This is a genomic window from Synechococcus sp. KORDI-52 (assembly GCF_000737595.1).
Lineage (GTDB): Bacteria > Cyanobacteriota > Cyanobacteriia > PCC-6307 > Cyanobiaceae > Parasynechococcus.
On the sequence record NZ_CP006271.1, the window covers coordinates 1847443 to 1867542 of the forward strand.

Here is a 20100-nt window from a genome sequence, read left to right on the forward strand (position 1 = left end):
CAGAGCAGAACAACCTCTTTCATAGCTTTTAGCTGGGTTGGTCAGCGACCTAAAGGACTGATCAATCAGTCGCGGTCAAAACACTTTCAATCTGATCCGACAGTTGCTGGCCCTTTTCTGTCAGCACCAAGAGCCTGCGCCCTCTGTTACTGGGATCAGGGATCTTGTGGATCAGTCCCAGGCCTTTCCGGTTTTCCAAGCGGTGGTATTGGCTTACCCAATCACTAAGCCTGGAACTTGATGAGTCCGAAAGACGAAGCTCATGCTTCATGGCTTGCATGTGGCAAGCGTCATGGCTGACGACGTAAAGGAACGAAGAGAACACTTGGCAGGGCAGATCTACAGGCTCCATCGCCCTGATCAGTTCAACGGCTCTAAGTGCTCTCAGCAGGGTGTCATTCGTGACGCCATTTCTGAGTGGATCCGTTACAGCGGTGCGACTGGCAGGGATCTTGCCGAGGCCTGTCAACCATGGCTTCGGGGTCCGGTTGTGGGTTGGCAAGATGCTCCAGCGGCTGGAAAGCAACCGAGCCTGTACGGGGGAGAGAGGTCAAGCCATAGGAAGAAAAGACGGGAGCCCACTCCCGCCTAGCTCGTTTGAATTGCGTTGGATGAGGTCTTCCATCCCCTGACCCATCGCACCTCGCAGCAACCCGTCCCCGAGTGCTCTGCAAACGTTAACGACAGTGTTTCGTGGCCGTGGCTTGGGTTCCTTGCCCCTGCTTGCTGGACGCAATCGCTAGGTAGTCCAACAGCAGAAGGAAGAAGTCAGTGGCTTGCTCGGCTTGGGTATGTCGATGCTGGTAGAGGCGTATCGACCATGGCTTCGGGTCCAGGCTGTGCAGGACCTAGTCAGAGAAGACCCACTTCCTTGAGGGCTTTCAGCTTCTTCGCAAGAGTGATCAGCTCTTCATCCTCTTCAATCGCTGGTCATTTTTTGGTAACGACGACCTGAGAGTTGATGACCATGGGTTCAGACGTATCTGGGGTTGGTCACCGTTGCTGACGATGCGTAGTCCTCAAAGACGGCAGACAGCTCATCGGAGTTGTCACGTTGAACTGCCTTCTTCATTGCCATGAAGTCTTCACGACGGGACTGGTAGGCGTCTGACGTATCAGGGCTACCAACCCTTCATGCTGCCAGTGCCTCTCCAATGAGGTCGCCCAAAAGCCCTTACAAAGAGGTCTCCTCAGCCTTGGCTTAGGGAATTCACTTCTTCTAGGACTAATGGCTTCAGCAGCACCTGTGTACGTATCTTCGGCATCTGGGTAAAGGTTCCTGTTAACCTGATAAAACCTCACGCGCACGCAGGTTGGGACTGATCTTGCTGATCTGAAGCCACCCTTCAATGCTTCCAGACAAGACCAAGCGGAGATAGTTCTGAGCCTTATGGTTGAACTCTCCAAGGGTGTATATCTCCTGCATCTCTGAGTAGACCTTTCGTAGATCCTCTTCAAATACTGAACGTATCTGAGGGTCTGCAATCTTTTTCAGAAGTTCGAGCGTGGACATGAACTCTGTATAGAGAAACTCAACCTTGCGGGAAAGACCTTGGTTATCGTGGAACTTTGTGATGAGCGACACGAGATGGACGGAGGTGGTTCCTGTGTCGTAACTCCCTTTGCTTGTGAGAAGACGTATCAACGCACCCCTTTCGATCTGGCCGGTGGAACAGACCACAAAAAAAGACCCATTAAAGGGAGGTAGTTCAGGATTTCCTTGACCCTCTCAAAGGGTTATAGAGGTTTGGCCTTCATGCTCAACCTTCATAGGTGTAGGTCTTGATTCATTCCTTGATGACTGCAAGCTTTGCTTTCGTGGCTGCAACTAGGTCTTTGTCCGTCACATCAGTAACCACAGTGATCTCTTGAATCTTCAAGACGACATCAGTGGGTAGACCACCTCTCTGGAAGAGGACGTTACGGAGAACGTCTACAGTCACACCAAGGAAGCCTTCTACTGCTGCTTCAGCGTTGGTTAATCCAGATACTTTGATTCCAGTTGCTGACTCGACCTCGCGAATTACAGCCTCAGAAGCAAGGCTAAGAATGTTGTTGAGCATCTCCTTCCTGACAGGTAGGTTCAAATCGCAGTAGATCGGACAAGAGATTGGAGCCTGACTGTCCGTAACGTCGTCACTGGGAACTGTGATCTTCGGCGGTCTAATGGTGGGAACCGCCCTCTCTCTCGGCGTCGCGCCACCTATTTATGCGAGGATCAAGCAGCTCGAATCAAAAATGAGCAGCGGCAAGGAAATGGCAACACAACAGAATTGAAGATCAAAACATCTATCTGCTTTTAAGATCCAGATACAGCAACATACTTGAACTGTTCAAAAGTCAATGGTTCAGGAATTTACACATCAGAGCAGAAAACCCTAAAAAGTTTTGTCACGAGGTACGGCAAATAATCCGATTCGCTCTCAGCATGGAAGCCCATGTTTTGAACTGAATTTCGACCATGCCGAATCTTCTGGCTCAACTAGCAACGGATTCATTGAGGCTTGGCAAAGCCTCCGCAGCAATCCATCTGACTGCTGGATGTCTTGCACTTGTTTTTGGGCTGATTGCCACCTTCACCCGTAAGGGAGCGGGACGACATCGATTAGCGGGCAAGATAGGAGTCGGCCTGCTTCTCGTAGTCGTGTCTACAGCGTTTGTGCTGTTGATTCTTCTTGACGTGCTGCCCATGCCGGGAAACATTTCCTACAAACAGGATGCGGTCGACCTGCTAGCCCTGCTGTTCCTGACGGGAACCTATGCAACATTGCAAGGTTATCGCTGGGCGGTGAACCACAAGCCAAAGCTTGACTCAGATGTTGTTCTTATGGGAATGGCGGCATTTATCTCAATTTTTTCGTTCTACAACGCGATCGCAGACCTTGTTTTGTTCCCCTACACATCCACCGACAAGGCACTGCCCATGAACCCAATGACTGCGACAATGATCACCTTTGCCATTGGGGGGCTATTTGCTTATTTCACATACGATGACATCAAAACCTACCTTAAGGGCAAGGTGACACCGCAAGAGCGGGTCTTGAAGCACACCTACAGAATCATGGCAGCGGTCGGTGGTGTCTTCGCGGCCGTAGCTATCACCAATCTTGGCCCGATTTTTGTGACGAACAACTGGAATCCCCTTCCCGTTTACATCGTGCCACCAACACTTTTCGGTGGAATAACCATGTATCTCGCGAATCGCGTCTCCAAACCCAAGACAGCCTGATCCAATCAGTACAACAGCATCTGAATCCGGAGCGATCTCATCATAAGCTCGTCGCTCCGGCTTTTTGATGCATCAGATCGGATCTTTGGGTGCATCTTTTATTGAGGCCACAGATTGCGAAAGACAATCTATCAGGCGCCCGTTCCGCGAACATCTTGTTCTCTTCGCAGCATTCACACTTGTATGTTTCGATCATTTTTCCTTTTGTAGAATGTTATAGGTGAATAAGAAAGCGCCTAGTTGATTGCACATAGGCTTCATGTAGACGCTTTGATAGGTAAGGCGGTGTCCAAGCTAGATGTCCTAAGGAGTCCACCCTGCTCCAGACGATTGAATCGGTCGAAGTCATAGCGTACGATCTGAACCTCCTTCTCAAGAATGAGGTCTTTGAGGTAATCACGAGACACAAGATCCTCTGGCCTGCTACCTCCTCGGACCCCGGGAGCCTGAATGCAAGCCAGCCTCACACGTTCACCACGGGAAGTGGTGATTGTGCTCAGAGATATCCCCTGATGCAGCGATGTCACGAGAGACCTTTCCGACACTAAGGATACTCTAATCTTGTTCTCACCAAACCTTCAGAATAAGAGCGCTGACGATGGCTTTGATGTTTATAAGCCCCTTGCTGTGTGGGGGTGAATCGAATAGAGGGAAGCCTGCGAGCCTTGCGCGGGCTTTTTTATTGTCTTCAACTGTCAGAAAATAGCTGCCCAAGGGGCGTTGAATCAACAGCCTGATACTTCTCACCGCCACCGTTGCAGATTTGTACTGCAGTTGCAGTGAGATTTGCTTGCTGGCTGGAGTTAAGTTGGCTCCAAGATTTCTTGTCGTTGATTCCAGATGTAGTCATCACGCAAAAGTTAAAGTAATTGGCCTGGAAAATCAGCGGCGACAAATACGCAGCCGTACCAAGTACAGCGCCTGCGCATAACACACTTTTGATGAATGGATGCATCACTGATCATGCAATCTCTTGCCAATGCTACTGCCAGGGACCATCATAAGACAAACTAGTTGCCCCATAGAAGACTGGATCTGGTGTAGGTGCAGGAGTTGATCCACCATCACCACCGCCATCATCTGATTGGTCAAGATTGTCTAGAATGCATTGAAGACGATCACGTTCCTGTATGACCTGATCAAGCATGTTTTGGTGGGTAGAGATCCTTTCGTTCAGTTGATTGATTCTGTTTGTCAGGTCATAGCTGACACCTTGGCATTGGTCTGTCATTGGTCATTCAAATAAGGGGCTGTGTGTAGGTGGATAGGGAAGGGATAGTCCTAGACGGAAAGAGATAGGCTATGTAGACTCCACTTTCGTAAAACGAATCTCCAAAACCCTTCCTATCACTTGTTCGAGATTTAATACTTTCTGATATTCCTTTCCCACTCGTCTCGTTCCTTCTTTGTAAGATCTCTACCTAGGGTTGCCAGGAAGACCATCCGTGGATCAGTCCTCCATCCCTCCAGGATCTTGGAATCCTTCTTTGTTCGATTGTGTTTCACATCCTTTAGTCATATCGTTCATAAGGTTTTCCAGTGCTCTTAACTTTGCATCCATTGAAACGGAGCCATATAGATTTGTTGATGACGATGGACTGTGACCAAGGATTGCTCCAATCACACGTTCATTGACATCTGCATCTCTCAACGTTGTAGCGACAGTATCTCTGCAAGCTTTAGGTGATACACCGATCAGCCTTGCCCAGATGAGACTATGACCCCAGCGCTGGTACTTTTCTTTGTAGAGCCCTAGAAAGACATAAGCAGTTGGCGCATATCCTTTGGTGTTGATCTCTGAGGCACTTCCTTCAGTTCAGGAATCATTGGAAGTAACCGCTCTCTGAATGCTGTCTTCATGGCCGTAGTTCATTAGGTCTGATATGCAGAACATCATTCTTTAGATCAATGTCTTGGTACTGAATAGCAGCAGCTTCAGACAAATGGGTGCCTGTGTACCTCATGATGAAGTACAGCCACTGTTGATATTCAGGCAGTAGCTATCTGGCCTTTTGGTCTACACCTTTGAGCCTGACAACTTCTTTTTCTTTGACGATCCTTTGATGAATCGAAGTTTGATGCAAGCAAAAGGATTAGTGTAACTCCACTCTTCACTTACAGCCAACTCAAGCGATCCTCGGATTGTTCTGATCCGCTTCTTCAGGATGACCGGAGAGACAGTGTCAAGAAGCTGGTCTCTGTACTTCCATGCATCGTCATTGGTGATCTTGGCCGGATCGTTCTTCCCGATGATCTTCTAGACCTCTGCAACCCGTTGACGCCATTGCAGACCAGTCTGTGCAGCTGGGTCTTTGAGCTTGATAGCCAGATCAATCAGATGGTCCCATGTGCGGTCTTCGTAGGGCTTGCCTGCTTCACGGTTGGCTTGACGCTCCAAGAGCTTGTAGGCAACTTCAGCCGAATGGCGAGGGCATATGTCCTGAATATGTCCTGGGGTGTCAGACCCTGCTCTTTGAGGTCTCGTAGGACGCCATAGGCAGGGATGGAGTCGACGTGGTCAGCAACGCCTCATTCACCTCACCCGAAGCATTGACAATCTCTAGATCTGTGAAGTTCAGGAACTCAGCAAGGTTGCGCCTTGCTTCCTGCATCGTGTTGCCGACCTTTCTGATCCAGGTCTTGTTGCCGAGCTTCTCCTGTAGCGGTCGCGGAACTGCACGCTGGGCATAGAAGCCAGACCTACCAGGAACACGCTTGATGTAAGGCGTTTTGGACACAGTGCTAGTACCAGGAAGGGTAGAGAACGACTGAGTCCTTGTGCCAATAGCCTTTAAGGGCTATTCACAGCGATCAGATTCATAGCTCGTGGCTGTGATCCCTTCATCCTCACCTGCGATGGCTGGCAAACACGAGCCAAGCCGCGAGAATCACCAGGAACGGGCCCCGATGAGGATGACCTCGATGCGCCTCGAGCTGCTGCGCCGTCACCGGATTCGTGACCCAGGCCTCGGCCTGAATGAACCGTCCGGACTGACCTTGAACGGGGATGGCTCAGCGCTGTACACCGTAAGTGATGACACCAAGGCGATTTTTCGTCTGGATCTCAAGGGGAGGGTGTCGGTGAGCGACTCGTTCTTCATCGGCCTTGACGACTTGGAAGGCATTGCAATCCGTGGGAATGACAGCGAGCTACTCGTGGTGCAGGAGGAGAGCAATTCTGTGGTGGTTGTGGATCTGATCAGCCGGAGGGAACACTCCCGCCGCCCGCTCTCAGCCATGACCAACTACGACACGATCGCGCACTACTTCCGAGACCCTCCAGACAACAACGGATTGGAGGGCATCACCGTGAACACCAGGAACGACCATGTGGTTGTGGTGAAAGAGCGCCAGCCCGGTTTGCTGGTCGAACTGGATTCCACACTTACGACAATCCTCTCCACAAGAGTGCTGCAAGCCAGCCAAGGGTTCATCCATCCCGACCTGAAGGCCGAGAAGCTCGATTTCTCGGGCCTGAGCTACGACAGCAGCAGCGACACCCTCTGGATCGTCAGCGACAAGGGGCGGTGCCTGTTCCAGTACGACTGGGCAGGCGACACTGTTCTTCAGCGCCTCGATCTCACCATCAGCACGGGAGACAAGCCACAACTGATCCGCAAACCGGAGGGTGTTGCCTTCGATCCCGGACGAAAAAGGATGTACGTGGTGAGCGATCGGGACGCGGATCTCTACGAGTTCAAACTCCATGACGACTGCTGAACAGCGCCGGGTCCTGATCACCGGTGCCAGCAGCGGCATTGGCCTTGAAGCGGCAAACATCCTCCTGGCCCGTGGTGATGCACTCACCGTTGTTTGCCGCAATGCAGAACGGGCCGAGAGAACCCGCACGGCTCTTGCTGGTTCCGTTGAGACCTGCATTGCCGATCTGGGAAACCTTACGTCTGTGGCCAAGGCGATCGAACAACTCCGCCATCGCCGGATGCCATTCGATGCAGTGGTGCTCAATGCTGGGTTGCAATACGCCGGCCACGCCTCCCCCCGTTGGAGTGCACAAGGCATTGAACTGACCTTTGCGGTGAACCACCTGGCCCATCAACTTCTGGCTGAAGGATTGAAAGAGCAAACACAAGCCATCGTGATCACCGCCTCTGAGGTGCACAATCCAGCCAGCGGCGGAGGACGGGTTGGCCAGCCTGCAGGGCTGGGCTTGCTGCAGGGACTGCGCCAAGGCCCCGGGGCGCCGATGGTGGACGGAGAAAGTCCGTTCAATGCAGATAAGGCCTACAAAGACAGCAAGCTCTGCAATCTGTTGATGGCCCTGCAGATCCACCGGCAGCGTCCAGACATACCTGTCGTGACCTGGAGTCCAGGGCTGGTGATTCCACGGACATCAGGGGGATTTTTCAGAAACAGTCGCCAAGCCAATCCACTTGGGCAGGCCTTGTTTGGTTTTTTCGCTCGGGATCTCTTGCGATTGACGGAAAGCGTTGAGCGGGCTGGGGCACTGCTGGTACAGCTCATCGATGAACAGCTTCATCAGCCGGGATTCAGCTACTGGAGCAATGCGCTGTTGGGCCCTGGCCAGCGTCAATTCAAACCAACTGAACCCTCCGAGGAAGCGCAGAACAGCGACAAATCGACGATGCTCTGGATGTTGTCGAACAATCTGATCAACTCTTTTTTGACGCCATCTCGCTGAAACCTAAACCGTTCACAAGACAGCAACCATTGCGTTAATTCATTATCTGATGATCGATCTTATACACACGATTGGGGATCACACTGATGTTGACATCAAGGTCATCCAAGCCAAAGTCTTTGGCTCGTTTCAACATCTGCTGATTGACCTTGTTCATAAAGGATTGATCCAAGATGTCTTCGGGTGCATTCAGCACGACATCCAGCCTTGCCTTGTTGTCGACAACACTGACGCTGCTGTACATCAGACGAACTTTTGACCACAACTTCTGGTTGCCTTGCGCGATGGCTACGCGTTTGAATTGTCCCGCTTTGAAGCGACCAAATGCCGCATCCATCTCCTGCCGCACACTGAAGTCATGCAATGCCGATGACAACGGCAGGCTGAGCAGCCCGAGCAATGCCAACCAGACCAGAAGATTTCGCCAACAACTGCGGAATGAGCCGTAACGCTGCAGCAAAAACAACAGAAGGCTGGTGACGGTGATGCCGATCAGGTTCGCGAGGAAAAGCAGAAACGATCCCTCCGCGATCTGATTGGTGAGACCCGCCGCCGTTCCACGGCCAAACACAGCCACCATTTCCGAGCCGAGCGTGAGGCCGATGCCGCTGACGCAGAGCGGTGGCACAAGGGCAACAGCAATCGCCACCCCGGCTATCGAATTCGACAATTGTTTGCGGGTCATCGAGAACGACCCGGCAAGCGCCGCCGCAATGGCGATGCCCAGATCGATGGGGTTTGAGAGGTGCGGCTGGTGATCTCCGACTGCACATCGCTGATGCCAAGCCCCAAACTGATCAACGCTGCGGTTCCAACAACCGCCAGAACGCCGAAGCCAATGATGACGGCGAAACGTCGGATCAATTTCCCATCGCTCACGGCCAAGCCAAAGGCGAGACTGAGGATGTGGTTCATCAAAGGGGCGACGATCATGGCCCCGATCACGACTGCCGTGCTGCTGGAAATCAGCCCGAGGGTGGCGATCACCGCAGAACTGATCGAAAGAATGAAAAAACCAAGCGACGGCTTGGATGAGGCGATCCGAGCCTTATAGAGCGCTGTTCGCGAAATACGACTTTCAAGATGAACCGCCCAATGACCCGAGAGGATGTCCAGCCATAGCGCCAGCACGTTGCACGTCTTCAGGCCTCACATTCCTGAATTGTGCACAGAGTTCGGAACAGCGCAGCAGACTTGCCAACGGTGACCATCGCGCGATGACGGGAGTTCTGGCGGGTCTCGGGGCTGCCATGGCCTGGACGGGAGCCAGTGCGCTTTGGCGGTCGCTATCGGGGCGGATGACGGCGATCCAGCTCAATGCCATGAAAAACGGCCTGGCCAGCCTGTTGTTTCTGCCGGTGCTGCTCACGCTGCCACGGGGAAGTGGAGTGCAGGCCGTGGTGCTGCTGTTGATCAGCGGCTTGATCGGCATTGCTGCAGGCGACAGCTTCTATCTCGGAGCATTGCGGCGGCTTGGCACCCGACGAACCCTCACCGTGGAAGCCAGCGGTCCGGTGCTGGCCAGCATCGCTGGGGTGCTGGTGATGGGGGACAGCTTGGCCGTGAAGAACGGTCTCGGCGCGCTTTTGGTTTCAAGCGCGGTGGTTCTCATTGCCATGCAGGCGAAAGAGACGGGCCAAGGGAAGCAGGGGGGAAGCGCTGCTGACTTCGGCACCGGGCTGCTGTTGGCACTCACCGGTGTGATCTGTGGCCTGAGCGGAGCCTTTCTGGCCCGTCATGTGCTGATCAGCAGCGACCTCACCCCATTGCAGACGGCAGCCATCCGGCTGCTGGGCGGATGGCTTGGTCTGCTCCCCTTCCTCAACGGGACCTGGAGACAGACCAAGCTGATGCAACGGGAGCAATGGAAGCTTGTGATCGCCACCGTGGTCGGAACCAACGGGGGAATCCTGTTGCAACAGCTGGTGCTGCAAACGATGCCCGTTGGAGAAGGGGTGACGCTGATGGCCACGGCGCCAGTGATGGCTCTTTTTGTGGGCCGAATGGAAGGAGACCCGATTCAGCTCTCCGGCGTGGCTGCCGCGGGGCTGGCCTTGGCCGGTGTGGCCTGCACCAGCCTCTGAAGGCCTGATTCCAGAGCCGGACCTGCAGCCTCGTTCAAGGCCAGCACCACCAAATCAGCACCACAGCCCTGTTCGGGACGCCAGGCATGGCTGGGAGCTGCTTCAAACCAGCTGTTCAACCGCGGCCCCACCATCTGGATCTGGAGTGGAAGCGTTTTGCTGGGCAGCCAAACACGCCCCTTGAGTCGAACCACCTGGTGATTGCTCACAAGGGTGGGCAACAGCTGCTCGAGAGCCTGACGGTTCAACGCCCCTTCGACGCGAACATTGCTGCCGACCATGTCGACATGGCTGTGGTCGTGGTCGTGGTCGTGGTCGTGGTCGTGATGAGTGTGGTCGTGGGTTTGATGCGCGGGTTTGTGATCCAGTCCCAGCACAACGGATGTCTCCACCTGTCCCTGAGACACAGGAAGCAAAGCAGTGCCCTGGCGCACTTTGTCTTTGATCCGCCCCTGCACCTCAGCCATCGCTGATCTATCCAGGCAATCAGCCCGGCTGATCAAGACCAGGTCAGCGGCCTGGAGTTGATCCGCAAACAAGTCGTCGATCGCTGTGAGGTGATCCAGGCTGGGATCCTCGGCCCGTTGCCGCTCTAAAGCTTCGGCGTCAGCCACAGGACTGCCCTCGGCGAGGGCCTCTCCATCCACCAACGTCACCACACCATTGACGTGGACACGGCTGCGGATGGCCGGCCAATCTAAGGCCTGAAGCAAGGGCCGCGGCAAGGCCAGACCACTGGTCTCAACAACGATCCCATCCAGTTGATCCGCCCGTTCGAGCAGTTTCTCCATTGTCGGAAGGAAGTCGTCCTGCACCGTGCAGCAGAGGCAACCGTTATTCAGCTCCACCAGTCGGCCCTCCACGTCCTCCTCAGGGCAGAAGCCACAGCTGCGGATCAGGTCACCGTCCAGCCCCACGCTGCCGAACTCGTTGACCATCACGGCCAGACGCTGTCCGCCTTGGGTGAGCAGATGGCGCAACACCGTGGTCTTGCCGGCCCCAAGAAACCCGGTGATCACGGTCACCGGCAGACGTTTAGCCATGGAAATTACGGGCGACAGCCCAGGCTCTCACGGGTTGAAACCCCGCTGTTCGGATTGGTGCCGTCCGCGCGGGCGCAGAGGGCCCGTTGCTGGGGAAGATCGAGCACAGCGTTGGTGAAATCAGCACCATCGATCTGTGCATCCGTGAAGCGGCTCTGCATCATCATCGCGTTGGTGAAGTTGGCTCCCCGCAGATCAGCACCCTCGAAATGGCTAGCGAAACCAACCACATCTGAGAGATCGGCATCACGGAGATCCGCCCCCTGCAGTTGTGAGGTGTTGATCACAGCTCCCCGCAGATCCGTGCCACTGAGATTCACCTCCCGAAGATCAGCTTTGAGAAACTCCTTTTCTTTGAGATCAAGGCCGTGCATGTCGGCCGTGATCTCCTGAACCGCCCGCTGCCCACGCAGCTCGGGAGCGGTGATGGCCAGCGCTGACTCAGGCCAGAAGACCGTGCTGAGACCCAGGAGGATCACCGCCAGCAGCGAGGCCATACGTCGAAGGGCGCCCATGAGACCGGTAATTTGAGCAATCACGTTATGGCAACTGTCAGCGGAGCGAGTCGATATGGCCATGAGCTTGCGGGTGGTAGTTCCACCCCATCCCCTGATCGGTCATTGGCTGACGATGCTCCGGCACCGGGAAACTCCTGCGGCTCTTTACGCCACCGCTCTGCAGGAGCTGGGCCGTTGGCTCACCTACGAAGCCCTGCGGGACTGGCTGCCCCATCGCCGGGAGATGGTGCCCGGAATCCATGGCGACACCGAAGGCAGCCTCGTTGAGGCATCGGTACCGCTGATCGCCATTCCAGTGCTGCCCGCGGGCCTCGAACTTTGGCAGGGAGGACGATCCGTCCTTCCCGATTCCTCCCTCTGCCTGGGGACGTGCCCCCAGGAGATTGAAGCCAACGCTGGAGTGATTCTGTTCGTTGATCAGATCAGCGATGGTGAGGCCACGCTCAAGCTTCTGCAGGAGCTCCAGAGCAAGGGTGTGGATGGACGACGGCTGCGGCTGATCACTGCCCTGTGTGCCAGTCCTGGACTGAAGCTGTTGGGTGAATCGATTCCAGATCTAACGCTGCATACCGCCTGCATCGACGAAGGCCTGGGGGAGCAGGGCGAGATTCGCCCGGGAATCGGTGACCCTGTGCGACGGCTGAACCTCAGACATTGAGAGCGTGACTAACCTTTGAAACAGGTTGATCACATCCATGGCCCAGCAGCACGACACGGGCTCAGGCACCCTGGCAACCCTGGTTACCGGAGCAGTCCTCGGTGCCGCCGGGCTGGCCTGGTGGCTGCTCAATGAGGCCGACAGGCGCAGGCGCTACGGCGCGCAAAAGTCGATGATGCATGCCCCTCGGATGCAGGACGGATCCGAAGTGCTGGACAGCTCACCGAATGGACATCTCGAAGAGCGGGTGGAAAAACTCAATGCGGAGATCGCCCGCGTACGCGCTCAGCTCGAGGGTCTCGGAAGCGAAGGATGAGCGCTCGGTAGGTTGGCTTGATCGCCACTGGTCCGCTCCGTTCCATGCTTCGCTCCGACGCCGTCACCAAGGGGATTCAGCGATCTCCCAACCGCGCCATGCTGCGGGCCGTGGGCTTTGGAGACGGTGATTTCGGAAAGCCCATCCTGGGCATTGCCAACGGTTACAGCACCATCACCCCCTGCAATGTGGGGCTGAACGACCTGGCCAAACGGGCGGAGGAAGCAGCCCGGCAGGCCGGAGGCATGCCACAGATGTTCGGAACCATCACCGTGAGTGATGGAATCTCCATGGGCACTGAAGGGATGAAGTACTCCCTGGTGAGCCGTGAAGTGATTGCTGACGCCATCGAAACGGCCTGCAACGGCCAGAGCATGGATGGGGTACTGGCCGTCGGTGGCTGCGACAAGAACATGCCGGGCGCCATGCTGGCCATGGCGCGGATGAACATTCCTTCGGTGTTCGTTTACGGCGGCACGATCAAGCCGGGCAAACTTGGCGGCTGTGATCTCACTGTGGTGAGCGCATTTGAAGCGGTCGGCCAACTCACCAGCGGCAAGATCGACGAAGAGCAGCTCACTGCAGTTGAAAAAAATGCCTGCCCTGGAGCTGGCAGTTGCGGCGGCATGTTCACCGCCAACACCATGAGTGCTGCCATCGAAACGATGGGGCTCAGCCTCCCCTACAGCTCCACGATGGCTGCCGAGGATGAGGAAAAGGCCGACAGTGCCGCCCGCTCCGCTGAGGTGCTGGTGGAGGCCGTGAAAACCAACATCCGCCCCCTGGATCTGCTCACCAAGGAAGCCTTTGAGAACGCCATCAGCGTGATCATGGCGGTGGGGGGCTCCACCAATGCTGTGCTCCACCTGCTGGCCATTGCCCGCACCGCCGGCGTGGACCTGAGCATCGATGACTTCGAACGGATTCGTCAGCGGGTGCCGGTGATCTGTGATCTCAAGCCCAGCGGCCGCTACGTGACCGTTGATCTGCACAACGCCGGCGGCATTCCCCAGGTGATGAAGCTGCTGCTGGATGCAGGCTTGCTGAACGGCGACTGCCGAACAGTGGAGGGCAAAAGCCTGAAGGAGTCGCTGGCCGATGTGCCATCGGAGCCCCCCGCCGGGCAGGACGTAATCCGCCCCCTCAGCAATCCCCTTTACGCCAAAGGGCACCTCGCCATCCTCAAGGGCAACCTCGCCAGCGAGGGCAGCGTGGCCAAGATCAGCGGTGTGAAAACCCCAGTGCTGACAGGCCCAGCTCGCGTATTCGAGAGCGAAGAAGACTGCCTTGCCGCCATCCTCGACAAAAAGATCAAGGCCGGAGATGTGGTGGTGGTCCGCAACGAGGGCCCCGTTGGCGGACCAGGCATGCGGGAGATGCTGGCTCCCACCTCAGCGATCGTGGGTCAAGGCCTGGGCGACAAGGTCGCCCTGATCACCGATGGCCGCTTCAGCGGTGGCACCTATGGCCTGGTGGTGGGTCACGTGGCTCCTGAAGCTGCAGTTGGCGGAACGATCGGGCTGGTTCAAGAAGGCGACAGCATCACGGTCGATGCTGATCAGCTGCTGCTCCAACTCAACGTGGATGAAGCGGAACTGGATCGCCGCCGGGCGGCATGGAGCAAGCCCGAACAGCGTTACCTCAACGGAATTCTCGGCAAGTACGCGCGGCTCGTCTCCAGCTCGAGCCGAGGTGCGACAACAGACCACGTCGATTGAAGTTGACGGAGTCAAACAGCTGGTTGCACCAGTGCCCATAGGCGACGACCCAGCGCCTCCAGAGGGGCGGCATCCTGTGGTGCTGCGCAGCGCTGCCCCGAGGCGCCATCCATCCAGACCGGATGGCGCCCATGCCACAGCATCGGGCGATCGGGTTGGTCCCACCAACTGAGCATCAGATTGATCTCGTCGCCACTCCGATAGATTTCCAGTTCAAGATCTTGATCAGAACAGCGCTGGCCATCGCCATCGCGGCATTCAATCCGCACATGCAGGTCGTCGATTTGCTCGGGAGCCGAGGGATCGATCAAGACCACGGCATGGTTCCGGGGCTTGAGGCAAACATCCGCCGCCTTGGCAATCAACACCAGAAGGTCCATCGGATCAGGGCAAGGCGCGGATCGATCGGATGAGCATCCGAAAGGAGCCGGCGCGGAAGCCTGGATTGAGATCCCCCGCATCACCGAACTTCGAGTGCAACACCTGAATGCGCGTGATGCCACTGGGATCGAAGCGCAGCGGTAAGCCAACGGGCTTGGCACGCACCGTGGGTCTGAGGTGGGCGAAAGGCACCACAACAGGGGTCACACCGGACGGTTGGGTCGGAACATCCACCACCCAGCGGAGACCACCAGGAATCAGTTCGGTGAGTCCCATCGCCCCATCCCGGCATCCAAGGGCAATCTTCAGGGTGCGTCCCTCACCCTCAACATCCAGCTGAAGTGATGAATAGGTCGACAGATCGAGCGGAGGCTGCAGGCGTGGGGAGCGGCAGCTCACGAACCCACCGCCGGTTTCCACCAGCTCCCCCTCCAGCACGAGTCCGTCGGGGCTCACGCGACAACCGGCACGGGATCGGCCGCCCATGATCGTGTCGTTCAGGCTGGCCCAGTCAGCAAAGTCGCTGCCCTGGAAAAGGATCTGTTCAGAGGCCGGCGGCTGCATCCTGATCAGCAAGGATCAGCACATCATTAGCAGGTTGAACCAGCCGAGCGGGGGTGCGATCGGAGGATTCGGAGGGATCCACCAGTCGCCTGAGGGCCTCCTGTTTTCCAGCCCCACTGACGAGGAAGATCACCTGACGGGCGGCACTGAGCACTGGAGCCGTCAAGGTGATGCGATCCAATCCCTTGCCGCGTCCGATGGTCGTCCAGCGGTCCAAAACCGTTGGAGCCTCCGTACCGGGGAAAAGGGATGCGGTGTGGCCGTCGTCACCGAGGCCTAACAGCATCACATCGAACATCGGTGGAACCCCAGAACAAAGCTGGGCAACCTTGTCTGCGAAGGCGTCAGCACTGGCTTCGGGATTGTCCAGTTCCACAGTGGGCACTGGATGAAAGGCAGCCGAGGCTCCAGGCCCGGGTGCGAGCAGGGTGCGGCGCAGCATGCCGGCGTTGCTGGACGCATCGTCGGCAGCCACCCAGCGCTCGTCACCGAGGACGACATCCACCCGATCCCAGGGCAGCCGTTCCTGACCGAGCAGGGAGTAGGCGCTGGCGGGCGTGCTCCCCCCGGAGAGAGCGATCTGGCAACGATCCCGTTGATCCAACGCCAGATCAATCTGAGCGGCAATCGTTTCACAGGCCTGGCGGGCGAGGTCCTGAGGATTCTTCGCCCGCTCGATGCGGTAGTTGGTCATCGCTCAACCACTCAGCTGAGCCATTCGGTGTGGAACGTGCCCTCCTTGTCGAGCCGTTGATAGGTGTGGGAGCCGAAGCAGTCGCGCATCGCCTGAACCAGATTCTGGGGAAGGCGACCGGAGCGGTAGCTGTTGATGTAGTCGAGGGTGCTGCTGAAGCAGGGAACGGGAATGCCGGCCTCTGCGGCGCCGGCCACCACTTGAGCCAGCCCGGGCAGCCGTCGGTTGATCTGCTCAGCGAACCAGGGATCAACCATCAGGTTGGGCAGTTGTGGATCAGCATCGAATGCATCCTGAATGCGCTTCAGCAAACGGGCCCGAATGATGCACCCCCCCTTCCAGATCTGAGCGATCGATGGCATGTGGAGCTCATAGTCGAGGTCCTGGGAGGCGATGCGCAGCAGTTCCATGCCCTGGGCATAACTGGCGATGCAGCTCAGCACCGTGGCATCCATCAACGGAGCCATGGCATCGTCAGGCGTTCCCAGATCAAAGTCCTTGATTGCAGGACCCTTGAGGATCGATTCCGCCACCATGCGCTGGGGCTTCATCGAGCTCATCACCCGTGCATTCAGGGAGGCATAGATGGTGGGAACGGAAGCGCCCATCTGCAGTGCCGTCACCACGGTCCAGAGGCCCGTGCCCTTCTGGCCGGCCCGGTCGGTGATCTTCTCCACCAGATCGGTGCCATCGACGGGGTCCTTGGTGCGGAGACACACCTCGGTGATTTCCACCAGATAAGACGACAACTCTTCTGTGGCGTTCCATTGACCGAGAACGTCGGCCATCTGCACGCCGCTCATTCCCTTGACCCGCTTCATCAGGTCGTAGCCCTCGGCAAGAATCTGCTCGATGCCGTATTCGATCCCGTTGTGGACCGTTTTGACCAGGTGTCCTGACCCCCCGGGACCGATGTAGGTCACGCAAGGTCCGTCTTCGACCTGGGCCGCCATCTTGTTCACGAGGCTCTCGATGGCCTCGTAGGACGTCTTGGTCCCACCGGGCATCATGCTCGGCCCCTCGAGGGCACCCTTCGCACCACCGGAGACACCCATACCGATGAAGCCAAAACTCTTGCTCTCGAGCTGCTTCACCCGACGTTCGGTGTCGTGATAGTCGGAATTGCCTCCATCAATCAGCAGATCGCCTTCTTCGAGATAGGGAGAGAGCTGATCAACAACGGCATCAACGGCAGGCCCCGCTTTCACCATCATCAAAATCCGGCGAGGTCGTTCCAGCTTCCCAACGAAATCTTCGAGGTCAGTGGCACCCTGAATGTTTTTGTCCCTGCCGCGCCCCTGGAGAAAGTCTTCGGTTTTGGCGTAGGTGCGGTTGTAGACAACACTGGAAAACCCATTGCGCTCGGCATTGAGAACAAGGTTTTCCCCCATCACGCCAAGACCGATAAGGCCGAAATGAGACTTGGACATGGTCTACAGGACCACTGGCAACTGAACTCAGTGTGTTGATCTCGAGCAGCCTCAGCCGCAAATCAACCAACTAATGTCAGAAATGAGGTCAGATCACCGTGCCATCGGGGATGGTGGCGTTTTTCTGAACCACCACAATGCCGTTGCGGATGTAGAAGCCTTGATCCGAGCGATCAGCCTCCTCCACGTGATCCTTGTTGATGATCGTGACACCCGAACCGATGCGAGTGTTCTTGTCAAGGATGGCCCGCTTGACCGTCGTTCCCTTACCCACGCCCAGTGGGATACCACCTCGTTCCCGAAGTACAGAACGTTCATCGCTTGATTCAAAGAAATCGGCTCCCATAACAAGCGTGTCCTGAAGAACAACATCACTCTCGATTCGGCTACGGACTCCGAGGACGCAATGCAGAATGCTGCAGGACTTCAGGATCGACCCTTCCCCGATGATCGAATTGGTGATCTGAGCATCAACAAGCTTGCTGGGGGGCAAGTAGCGGGGACGGGTGTAGATGGGGAATTTCTCGTCGTAGAAGCTGAAGGGCGGTGTGGGCTGTTGGGTCAGGGCAAGGTTGGCTTCATAGAAAGCCCCAATGGTCCCGATGTCCTCCCAGTAGTCATCGAACACATAGCTCTGAAGCTTGTCGCCCCGTGCGAGCGCTTCAGGGATGATCTCCTTACCGAAATCCTTGTGGCCAGGATGCTTGTCGAGCAGATCAAACAGGGTCTGACGGCTGAAGACATAAATGCCCATCGAGGCCAGATACGGCCTCTCTTTGGCTGAATCGGCGCTCAAGCCAAAACGAGAGGTATCCACTGCCATTTCGAGCAGGGAATCGCCCTTGGGCTTTTCACGGAACTCTTGGATCGTGCCGTTTTCATCCGTGCGCATCAAACCAAAGGCCTCGGCCTGTTGGGGATCGACAGGAAGGGCTGCGACGGTGAGATCAGCCCCTGTACGGCGATGGTGCTCAATGAAAAGGCTGTAATCCATTCGGTACAGCTGGTCTCCGGAAAGGATCAGATATTCGTCAACATCCCACTCCTGAAAGAGCCATTGATATTTGCGTACAGCATCAGCCGTACCGCCAAACCAGGAAGGACTGTCCGGAGTCTGCTGAGCGGCAAGAACTTCGACAAAACCACCGCCGAAGGAGTTGCTGAGGTTGTAGGTCTGACTCAAGTGACGGTTGAGCGACGCACTATTGAACTGCGTCATCACATACATCTTGTTGATGTCGGAGTTGATGCAGTTACTAATGGGAATATCAATCAACCGATACTTACCAGCCAGGGGAACTGCCGGCTTGGCGCGCATTTTCGTGAGCGGATACAGGCGAGTACCGGCGCCGCCGCCCAGAATGATGGCCAAAACCCGCTTCATGCCGCTATCCCAAATCGGCGTTGCCGCAAGAACTTACCGGAGTTTTTGGCTTCAGAACCGTCTTCGAGAAGAATCAGTCGAGATTAGTGGGAATCAGATCGCGACAGAAGAGCTCAGGAGCTCAAGATGCTTCCAAATTGAACAGTCGTTCAACAATCCGCAGGGCTTGCTGACGATCCTGCCGGGTCTGCGGCGCTCGCAACTGGGTGACGGGGGTGTGAAGGATTTTGTTGATGATCCCCTTACTCAAGGCTTCAACGACCTTGCGCTCTCGAGCTGAGAAATCAGGTCCCATTCGGCTCAGGGCCTTCTGCAGTTCCTCAGAGCGGATGGACTCCATGGAAGAACGCAGCTGGTTGATCGTCGGCACCGCCTCGAGGCTGTCCCACCATTCCAAGAACTGCTGCGCTTCCTGCTGAAGCAGTTGCTCCGCTTCCCGCGCCATGGCTTGGCGGGCTTCCTGGTTGCGCGCGACGACTTCCTGGAGATCATCAACGTCGTGGGACTCAACCCCATCCACATCGGCAGCGTCGGCAGCGATGTTGCGGGGAACACCGATATCAATTAGGCGAAGCTTGCTGCGCCGGTTCAGAGGGGCCAGACGCGCGGCATGGATGATCGGGTCATCCGCGGCTGTGCTGGTGAACACCAGTGAGCAGGTGCTCAGATATTGATCCAGATCCGAAAGGGGTCTGCATTGAACGGGAAGGTCAGGAAAGTCAGCAGAGAGCTGTTCTGCCCGTTCAACGGTGCGGTTCAGCAACACGACCCCAGATGCGCCCTTGGCCTGCAGATGCTGGAGCAGGAGTCGGCTCATGCGACCGGCACCCACAACCGCGATCTGCTCACTTTCCAGAGTGACCAACTGATCGACACCACGGGATTGGCCAAGTTTGAGCTGAGCCAATTCAACAGCCGCCGAACTGATGGAAACAGCCCCTGTACCAAGATTGGTTTCGCTGCGAACCCGTTTGCCTGTGGTGACAGCCTGAGTGAGCAAGCGGTTCAGAATCGGACCCAGGGATTTGTGCTCCTGGCCGAGCCGCATCATCTTCTTGACCTGGGACAGGATCTGTCCTTCCCCCAACACGAGGCTGTCAAGACCAGAAGCCACCCGCATCAGGTGGTCGACAGCATCTTCGTGATGAAAGCTGAACAGATGTGGTGTCAGTTCACCTGTTTCAAGGCCGGAGTGGCTGCTGAGGAAGTCGCTGACGGCAGAGACGCCGAGGTCCGGATTGCGAACCAGGGTGTAAATCTCCAGGCGGTTGCAGGTGCTGAGGATCGAAGCCTCAAGCACCTGCTCATTGCCGCGAAGGGATTGGAGAGACGTCTCCATGGTCTGCTCAGGAATGCTGAGCCGTTCCCGGATCTCCACCGGTGCCGTGCGATGACTGAGGCCGACGACGGCAATATGCATG

Annotated in this window: 21 protein-coding genes and 1 pseudogene; 8 read left to right on the plus strand and 14 right to left on the minus strand. The window is 56.4% G+C overall.

The genetic code is table 11. The annotated features are described in order from the left end of the window. Positions 1 to 61 precede the first annotated feature (61 nt). The 3 genes from KR52_RS09465 to KR52_RS09475 all read right to left on the minus strand — a co-directional run bounded on the left by KR52_RS09465 (position 62) and on the right by KR52_RS09475 (position 2087). Positions 62 to 469 carry a hypothetical protein gene (locus KR52_RS09465; RefSeq protein ID WP_038555140.1) on the minus strand — a complete coding sequence of 136 codons (408 nt, stop codon included), beginning with the start codon at positions 467 to 469 and terminating at the stop codon, positions 62 to 64. An 813-nt stretch (positions 470 to 1282) separates the two neighbouring features. Then, positions 1283 to 1513, minus strand: coding sequence for a hypothetical protein (locus KR52_RS09470; RefSeq protein WP_216725517.1), 231 nt, complete (start codon positions 1511 to 1513; stop codon positions 1283 to 1285). Positions 1514 to 1787: 274 nt separating this feature from the next. After that, positions 1788 to 2087 carry a hypothetical protein gene (locus tag KR52_RS09475; protein WP_162175621.1) on the minus strand — a complete coding sequence of 100 codons (300 nt, stop codon included), beginning with the start codon at positions 2085 to 2087 and terminating at the stop codon, positions 1788 to 1790. A 374-nt stretch (positions 2088 to 2461) separates the two neighbouring features. Between KR52_RS09475 and KR52_RS09480 the strand changes: the two genes are divergently transcribed. Beyond that, positions 2462 to 3229: a hypothetical protein gene (locus KR52_RS09480; RefSeq protein ID WP_038555150.1), complete on the plus strand. Its 768-nt coding sequence runs from the start codon at positions 2462 to 2464 to the stop codon at positions 3227 to 3229. Positions 3230 to 3917: 688 nt separating this feature from the next. On the opposite strand, the gene KR52_RS09490 is transcribed toward KR52_RS09480, so the two are convergent. Next, a complete protein-coding gene (locus tag KR52_RS09490; protein ID WP_038555157.1) occupies positions 3918 to 4184 on the minus strand; it encodes a hypothetical protein in 267 nt (88 codons plus the stop codon). Positions 4185 to 5688: 1504 nt separating this feature from the next. After that, positions 5689 to 5967: a hypothetical protein gene (locus KR52_RS09495; protein ID WP_038555160.1), complete on the minus strand. Its 279-nt coding sequence runs from the start codon at positions 5965 to 5967 to the stop codon at positions 5689 to 5691. A 175-nt stretch (positions 5968 to 6142) separates the two neighbouring features. Between KR52_RS09495 and KR52_RS09500 the strand changes: the two genes are divergently transcribed. After that, positions 6143 to 6949, plus strand: coding sequence for an SdiA-regulated domain-containing protein (locus KR52_RS09500; protein WP_038557172.1), 807 nt, complete (start codon positions 6143 to 6145; stop codon positions 6947 to 6949). Continuing rightward, positions 6936 to 7889 carry an SDR family NAD(P)-dependent oxidoreductase gene (locus KR52_RS09505; RefSeq protein ID WP_038555163.1) on the plus strand — a complete coding sequence of 318 codons (954 nt, stop codon included), beginning with the start codon at positions 6936 to 6938 and terminating at the stop codon, positions 7887 to 7889. The genes KR52_RS09500 and KR52_RS09505 overlap by 14 nt, the downstream gene beginning before the upstream one ends. Before the next feature lie 34 nt (positions 7890 to 7923). On the opposite strand, the pseudogene KR52_RS09510 reads toward KR52_RS09505, so the two are convergent. Beyond that, positions 7924 to 8822 (minus strand): annotated as a pseudogene (locus tag KR52_RS09510) (DUF389 domain-containing protein). Here KR52_RS09510 and KR52_RS15355 point away from each other — a divergent pair. Together KR52_RS15355 and KR52_RS09515 are read left to right on the plus strand one after the other, a co-directional pair. Continuing rightward, positions 8821 to 8943 carry a hypothetical protein gene (locus KR52_RS15355; protein WP_371257678.1) on the plus strand — a complete coding sequence of 41 codons (123 nt, stop codon included), beginning with the start codon at positions 8821 to 8823 and terminating at the stop codon, positions 8941 to 8943. The pseudogene KR52_RS09510 and the gene KR52_RS15355 overlap by 2 nt on opposite strands. A 163-nt stretch (positions 8944 to 9106) precedes the next feature. Further along, on the plus strand, positions 9107 to 9973 hold the full coding sequence (locus tag KR52_RS09515; protein ID WP_038555167.1) for an EamA family transporter: 867 nt from the start codon (positions 9107 to 9109) through the stop codon (positions 9971 to 9973). Here KR52_RS09515 and cobW read toward each other — a convergent pair. Together cobW and KR52_RS09525 are read right to left on the minus strand one after the other, a co-directional pair. Next, positions 9910 to 11016 carry a cobalamin biosynthesis protein CobW gene (gene cobW, locus KR52_RS09520; protein ID WP_038555169.1) on the minus strand — a complete coding sequence of 369 codons (1107 nt, stop codon included), beginning with the start codon at positions 11014 to 11016 and terminating at the stop codon, positions 9910 to 9912. The genes KR52_RS09515 and cobW overlap by 64 nt on opposite strands. A gap of 5 nt (positions 11017 to 11021) precedes the next feature. After that, positions 11022 to 11513 (minus strand): pentapeptide repeat-containing protein, encoded by a 492-nt coding sequence (locus tag KR52_RS09525; protein WP_371257711.1) that lies wholly within the window; start codon positions 11511 to 11513, stop codon positions 11022 to 11024. Between the two features lie 73 nt (positions 11514 to 11586). On the opposite strand from KR52_RS09525, the gene KR52_RS09530 reads away from it, so the two are divergent. Genes KR52_RS09530 through ilvD form a run of 3 tightly spaced genes read left to right on the plus strand, consistent with a single transcriptional unit; the run spans position 11587 to position 14226 of the window. Beyond that, complete coding sequence (locus KR52_RS09530; protein WP_038555175.1) at positions 11587 to 12192, plus strand: uracil phosphoribosyltransferase; 606 nt, start codon at positions 11587 to 11589, stop codon at positions 12190 to 12192. Positions 12193 to 12229: 37 nt separating this feature from the next. Continuing rightward, entirely contained in the window at positions 12230 to 12508 is a 279-nt protein-coding gene (locus KR52_RS09535; protein WP_038555178.1) for a hypothetical protein, read from the plus strand. Between the two features lie 44 nt (positions 12509 to 12552). Next, on the plus strand, positions 12553 to 14226 hold the full coding sequence (gene ilvD, locus KR52_RS09540; RefSeq protein WP_038555181.1) for a dihydroxy-acid dehydratase: 1674 nt from the start codon (positions 12553 to 12555) through the stop codon (positions 14224 to 14226). 11 nt (positions 14227 to 14237) lie between these two features. Here ilvD and KR52_RS09545 read toward each other — a convergent pair whose 3' ends face one another. From KR52_RS09545 to KR52_RS09570, 6 genes are all read right to left on the minus strand, one after another. Further along, a complete protein-coding gene (locus KR52_RS09545) occupies positions 14238 to 14606 on the minus strand; it encodes a hypothetical protein (RefSeq protein WP_038555185.1) in 369 nt (122 codons plus the stop codon). Positions 14607 to 14610: 4 nt separating this feature from the next. After that, positions 14611 to 15171 carry a CIA30 family protein gene (locus KR52_RS09550; RefSeq protein ID WP_038555188.1) on the minus strand — a complete coding sequence of 187 codons (561 nt, stop codon included), beginning with the start codon at positions 15169 to 15171 and terminating at the stop codon, positions 14611 to 14613. Beyond that, positions 15152 to 15865, minus strand: a complete 714-nt coding sequence (pgl, locus tag KR52_RS09555; RefSeq protein WP_038555189.1) for a 6-phosphogluconolactonase — start codon at positions 15863 to 15865, stop codon at positions 15152 to 15154. The genes KR52_RS09550 and pgl overlap by 20 nt, the downstream gene beginning before the upstream one ends. Positions 15866 to 15876: 11 nt before the next feature. Next, on the minus strand, positions 15877 to 17295 hold the full coding sequence (gene gndA, locus KR52_RS09560) for an NADP-dependent phosphogluconate dehydrogenase (protein ID WP_038555191.1): 1419 nt from the start codon (positions 17293 to 17295) through the stop codon (positions 15877 to 15879). Between the two features lie 88 nt (positions 17296 to 17383). Beyond that, complete coding sequence (locus tag KR52_RS09565) at positions 17384 to 18679, minus strand: glucose-1-phosphate adenylyltransferase (protein WP_038555202.1); 1296 nt, start codon at positions 18677 to 18679, stop codon at positions 17384 to 17386. Between the two features lie 121 nt (positions 18680 to 18800). Then, complete coding sequence (locus KR52_RS09570; RefSeq protein ID WP_038555205.1) at positions 18801 to 20099, minus strand: glutamyl-tRNA reductase; 1299 nt, start codon at positions 20097 to 20099, stop codon at positions 18801 to 18803. Position 20100: the final 1 nt, after the last annotated feature.

Excerpts from the sequence above, each read along its gene's own strand:
- KR52_RS09515 (WP_038555167.1), top strand. The coding sequence starts at position 9,107 with ATGACGGGAGTTCTGGCGGGTCTCGGGGCTGCCATGGCCTGGACGGGA.
- KR52_RS09480 (WP_038555150.1), top strand. The coding sequence starts at position 2,462 with ATGCCGAATCTTCTGGCTCAACTAGCAACGGATTCATTGAGGCTTGGC.
- KR52_RS09545 (WP_038555185.1), bottom strand. The coding sequence starts at position 14,606 with ATGGACCTTCTGGTGTTGATTGCCAAGGCGGCGGATGTTTGCCTCAAG.
- KR52_RS09505 (WP_038555163.1), top strand. The coding sequence starts at position 6,936 with ATGACGACTGCTGAACAGCGCCGGGTCCTGATCACCGGTGCCAGCAGC.
- KR52_RS09535 (WP_038555178.1), top strand. The coding sequence starts at position 12,230 with ATGGCCCAGCAGCACGACACGGGCTCAGGCACCCTGGCAACCCTGGTT.
- cobW (WP_038555169.1), bottom strand. The coding sequence starts at position 11,016 with ATGGCTAAACGTCTGCCGGTGACCGTGATCACCGGGTTTCTTGGGGCC.
- KR52_RS09530 (WP_038555175.1), top strand. The coding sequence starts at position 11,587 with ATGGCCATGAGCTTGCGGGTGGTAGTTCCACCCCATCCCCTGATCGGT.
- KR52_RS09470 (WP_216725517.1), bottom strand. The coding sequence starts at position 1,513 with ATGTCCACGCTCGAACTTCTGAAAAAGATTGCAGACCCTCAGATACGT.
- pgl (WP_038555189.1), bottom strand. The coding sequence starts at position 15,865 with ATGACCAACTACCGCATCGAGCGGGCGAAGAATCCTCAGGACCTCGCC.
- KR52_RS09500 (WP_038557172.1), top strand. The coding sequence starts at position 6,143 with ATGACCTCGATGCGCCTCGAGCTGCTGCGCCGTCACCGGATTCGTGAC.
- KR52_RS09550 (WP_038555188.1), bottom strand. The coding sequence starts at position 15,171 with ATGCAGCCGCCGGCCTCTGAACAGATCCTTTTCCAGGGCAGCGACTTT.
- gndA (WP_038555191.1), bottom strand. The coding sequence starts at position 17,295 with ATGTCCAAGTCTCATTTCGGCCTTATCGGTCTTGGCGTGATGGGGGAA.
- ilvD (WP_038555181.1), top strand. The coding sequence starts at position 12,553 with ATGCTTCGCTCCGACGCCGTCACCAAGGGGATTCAGCGATCTCCCAAC.
- KR52_RS09490 (WP_038555157.1), bottom strand. The coding sequence starts at position 4,184 with ATGCATCCATTCATCAAAAGTGTGTTATGCGCAGGCGCTGTACTTGGT.
- KR52_RS09570 (WP_038555205.1), bottom strand. The coding sequence starts at position 20,099 with ATGCATATTGCCGTCGTCGGCCTCAGTCATCGCACGGCACCGGTGGAG.
- KR52_RS09525 (WP_371257711.1), bottom strand. The coding sequence starts at position 11,513 with ATGGCCTCGCTGCTGGCGGTGATCCTCCTGGGTCTCAGCACGGTCTTC.
- KR52_RS15355 (WP_371257678.1), top strand. The coding sequence starts at position 8,821 with ATGGCCCCGATCACGACTGCCGTGCTGCTGGAAATCAGCCCGAGGGTG.
- KR52_RS09565 (WP_038555202.1), bottom strand. The coding sequence starts at position 18,679 with ATGAAGCGGGTTTTGGCCATCATTCTGGGCGGCGGCGCCGGTACTCGC.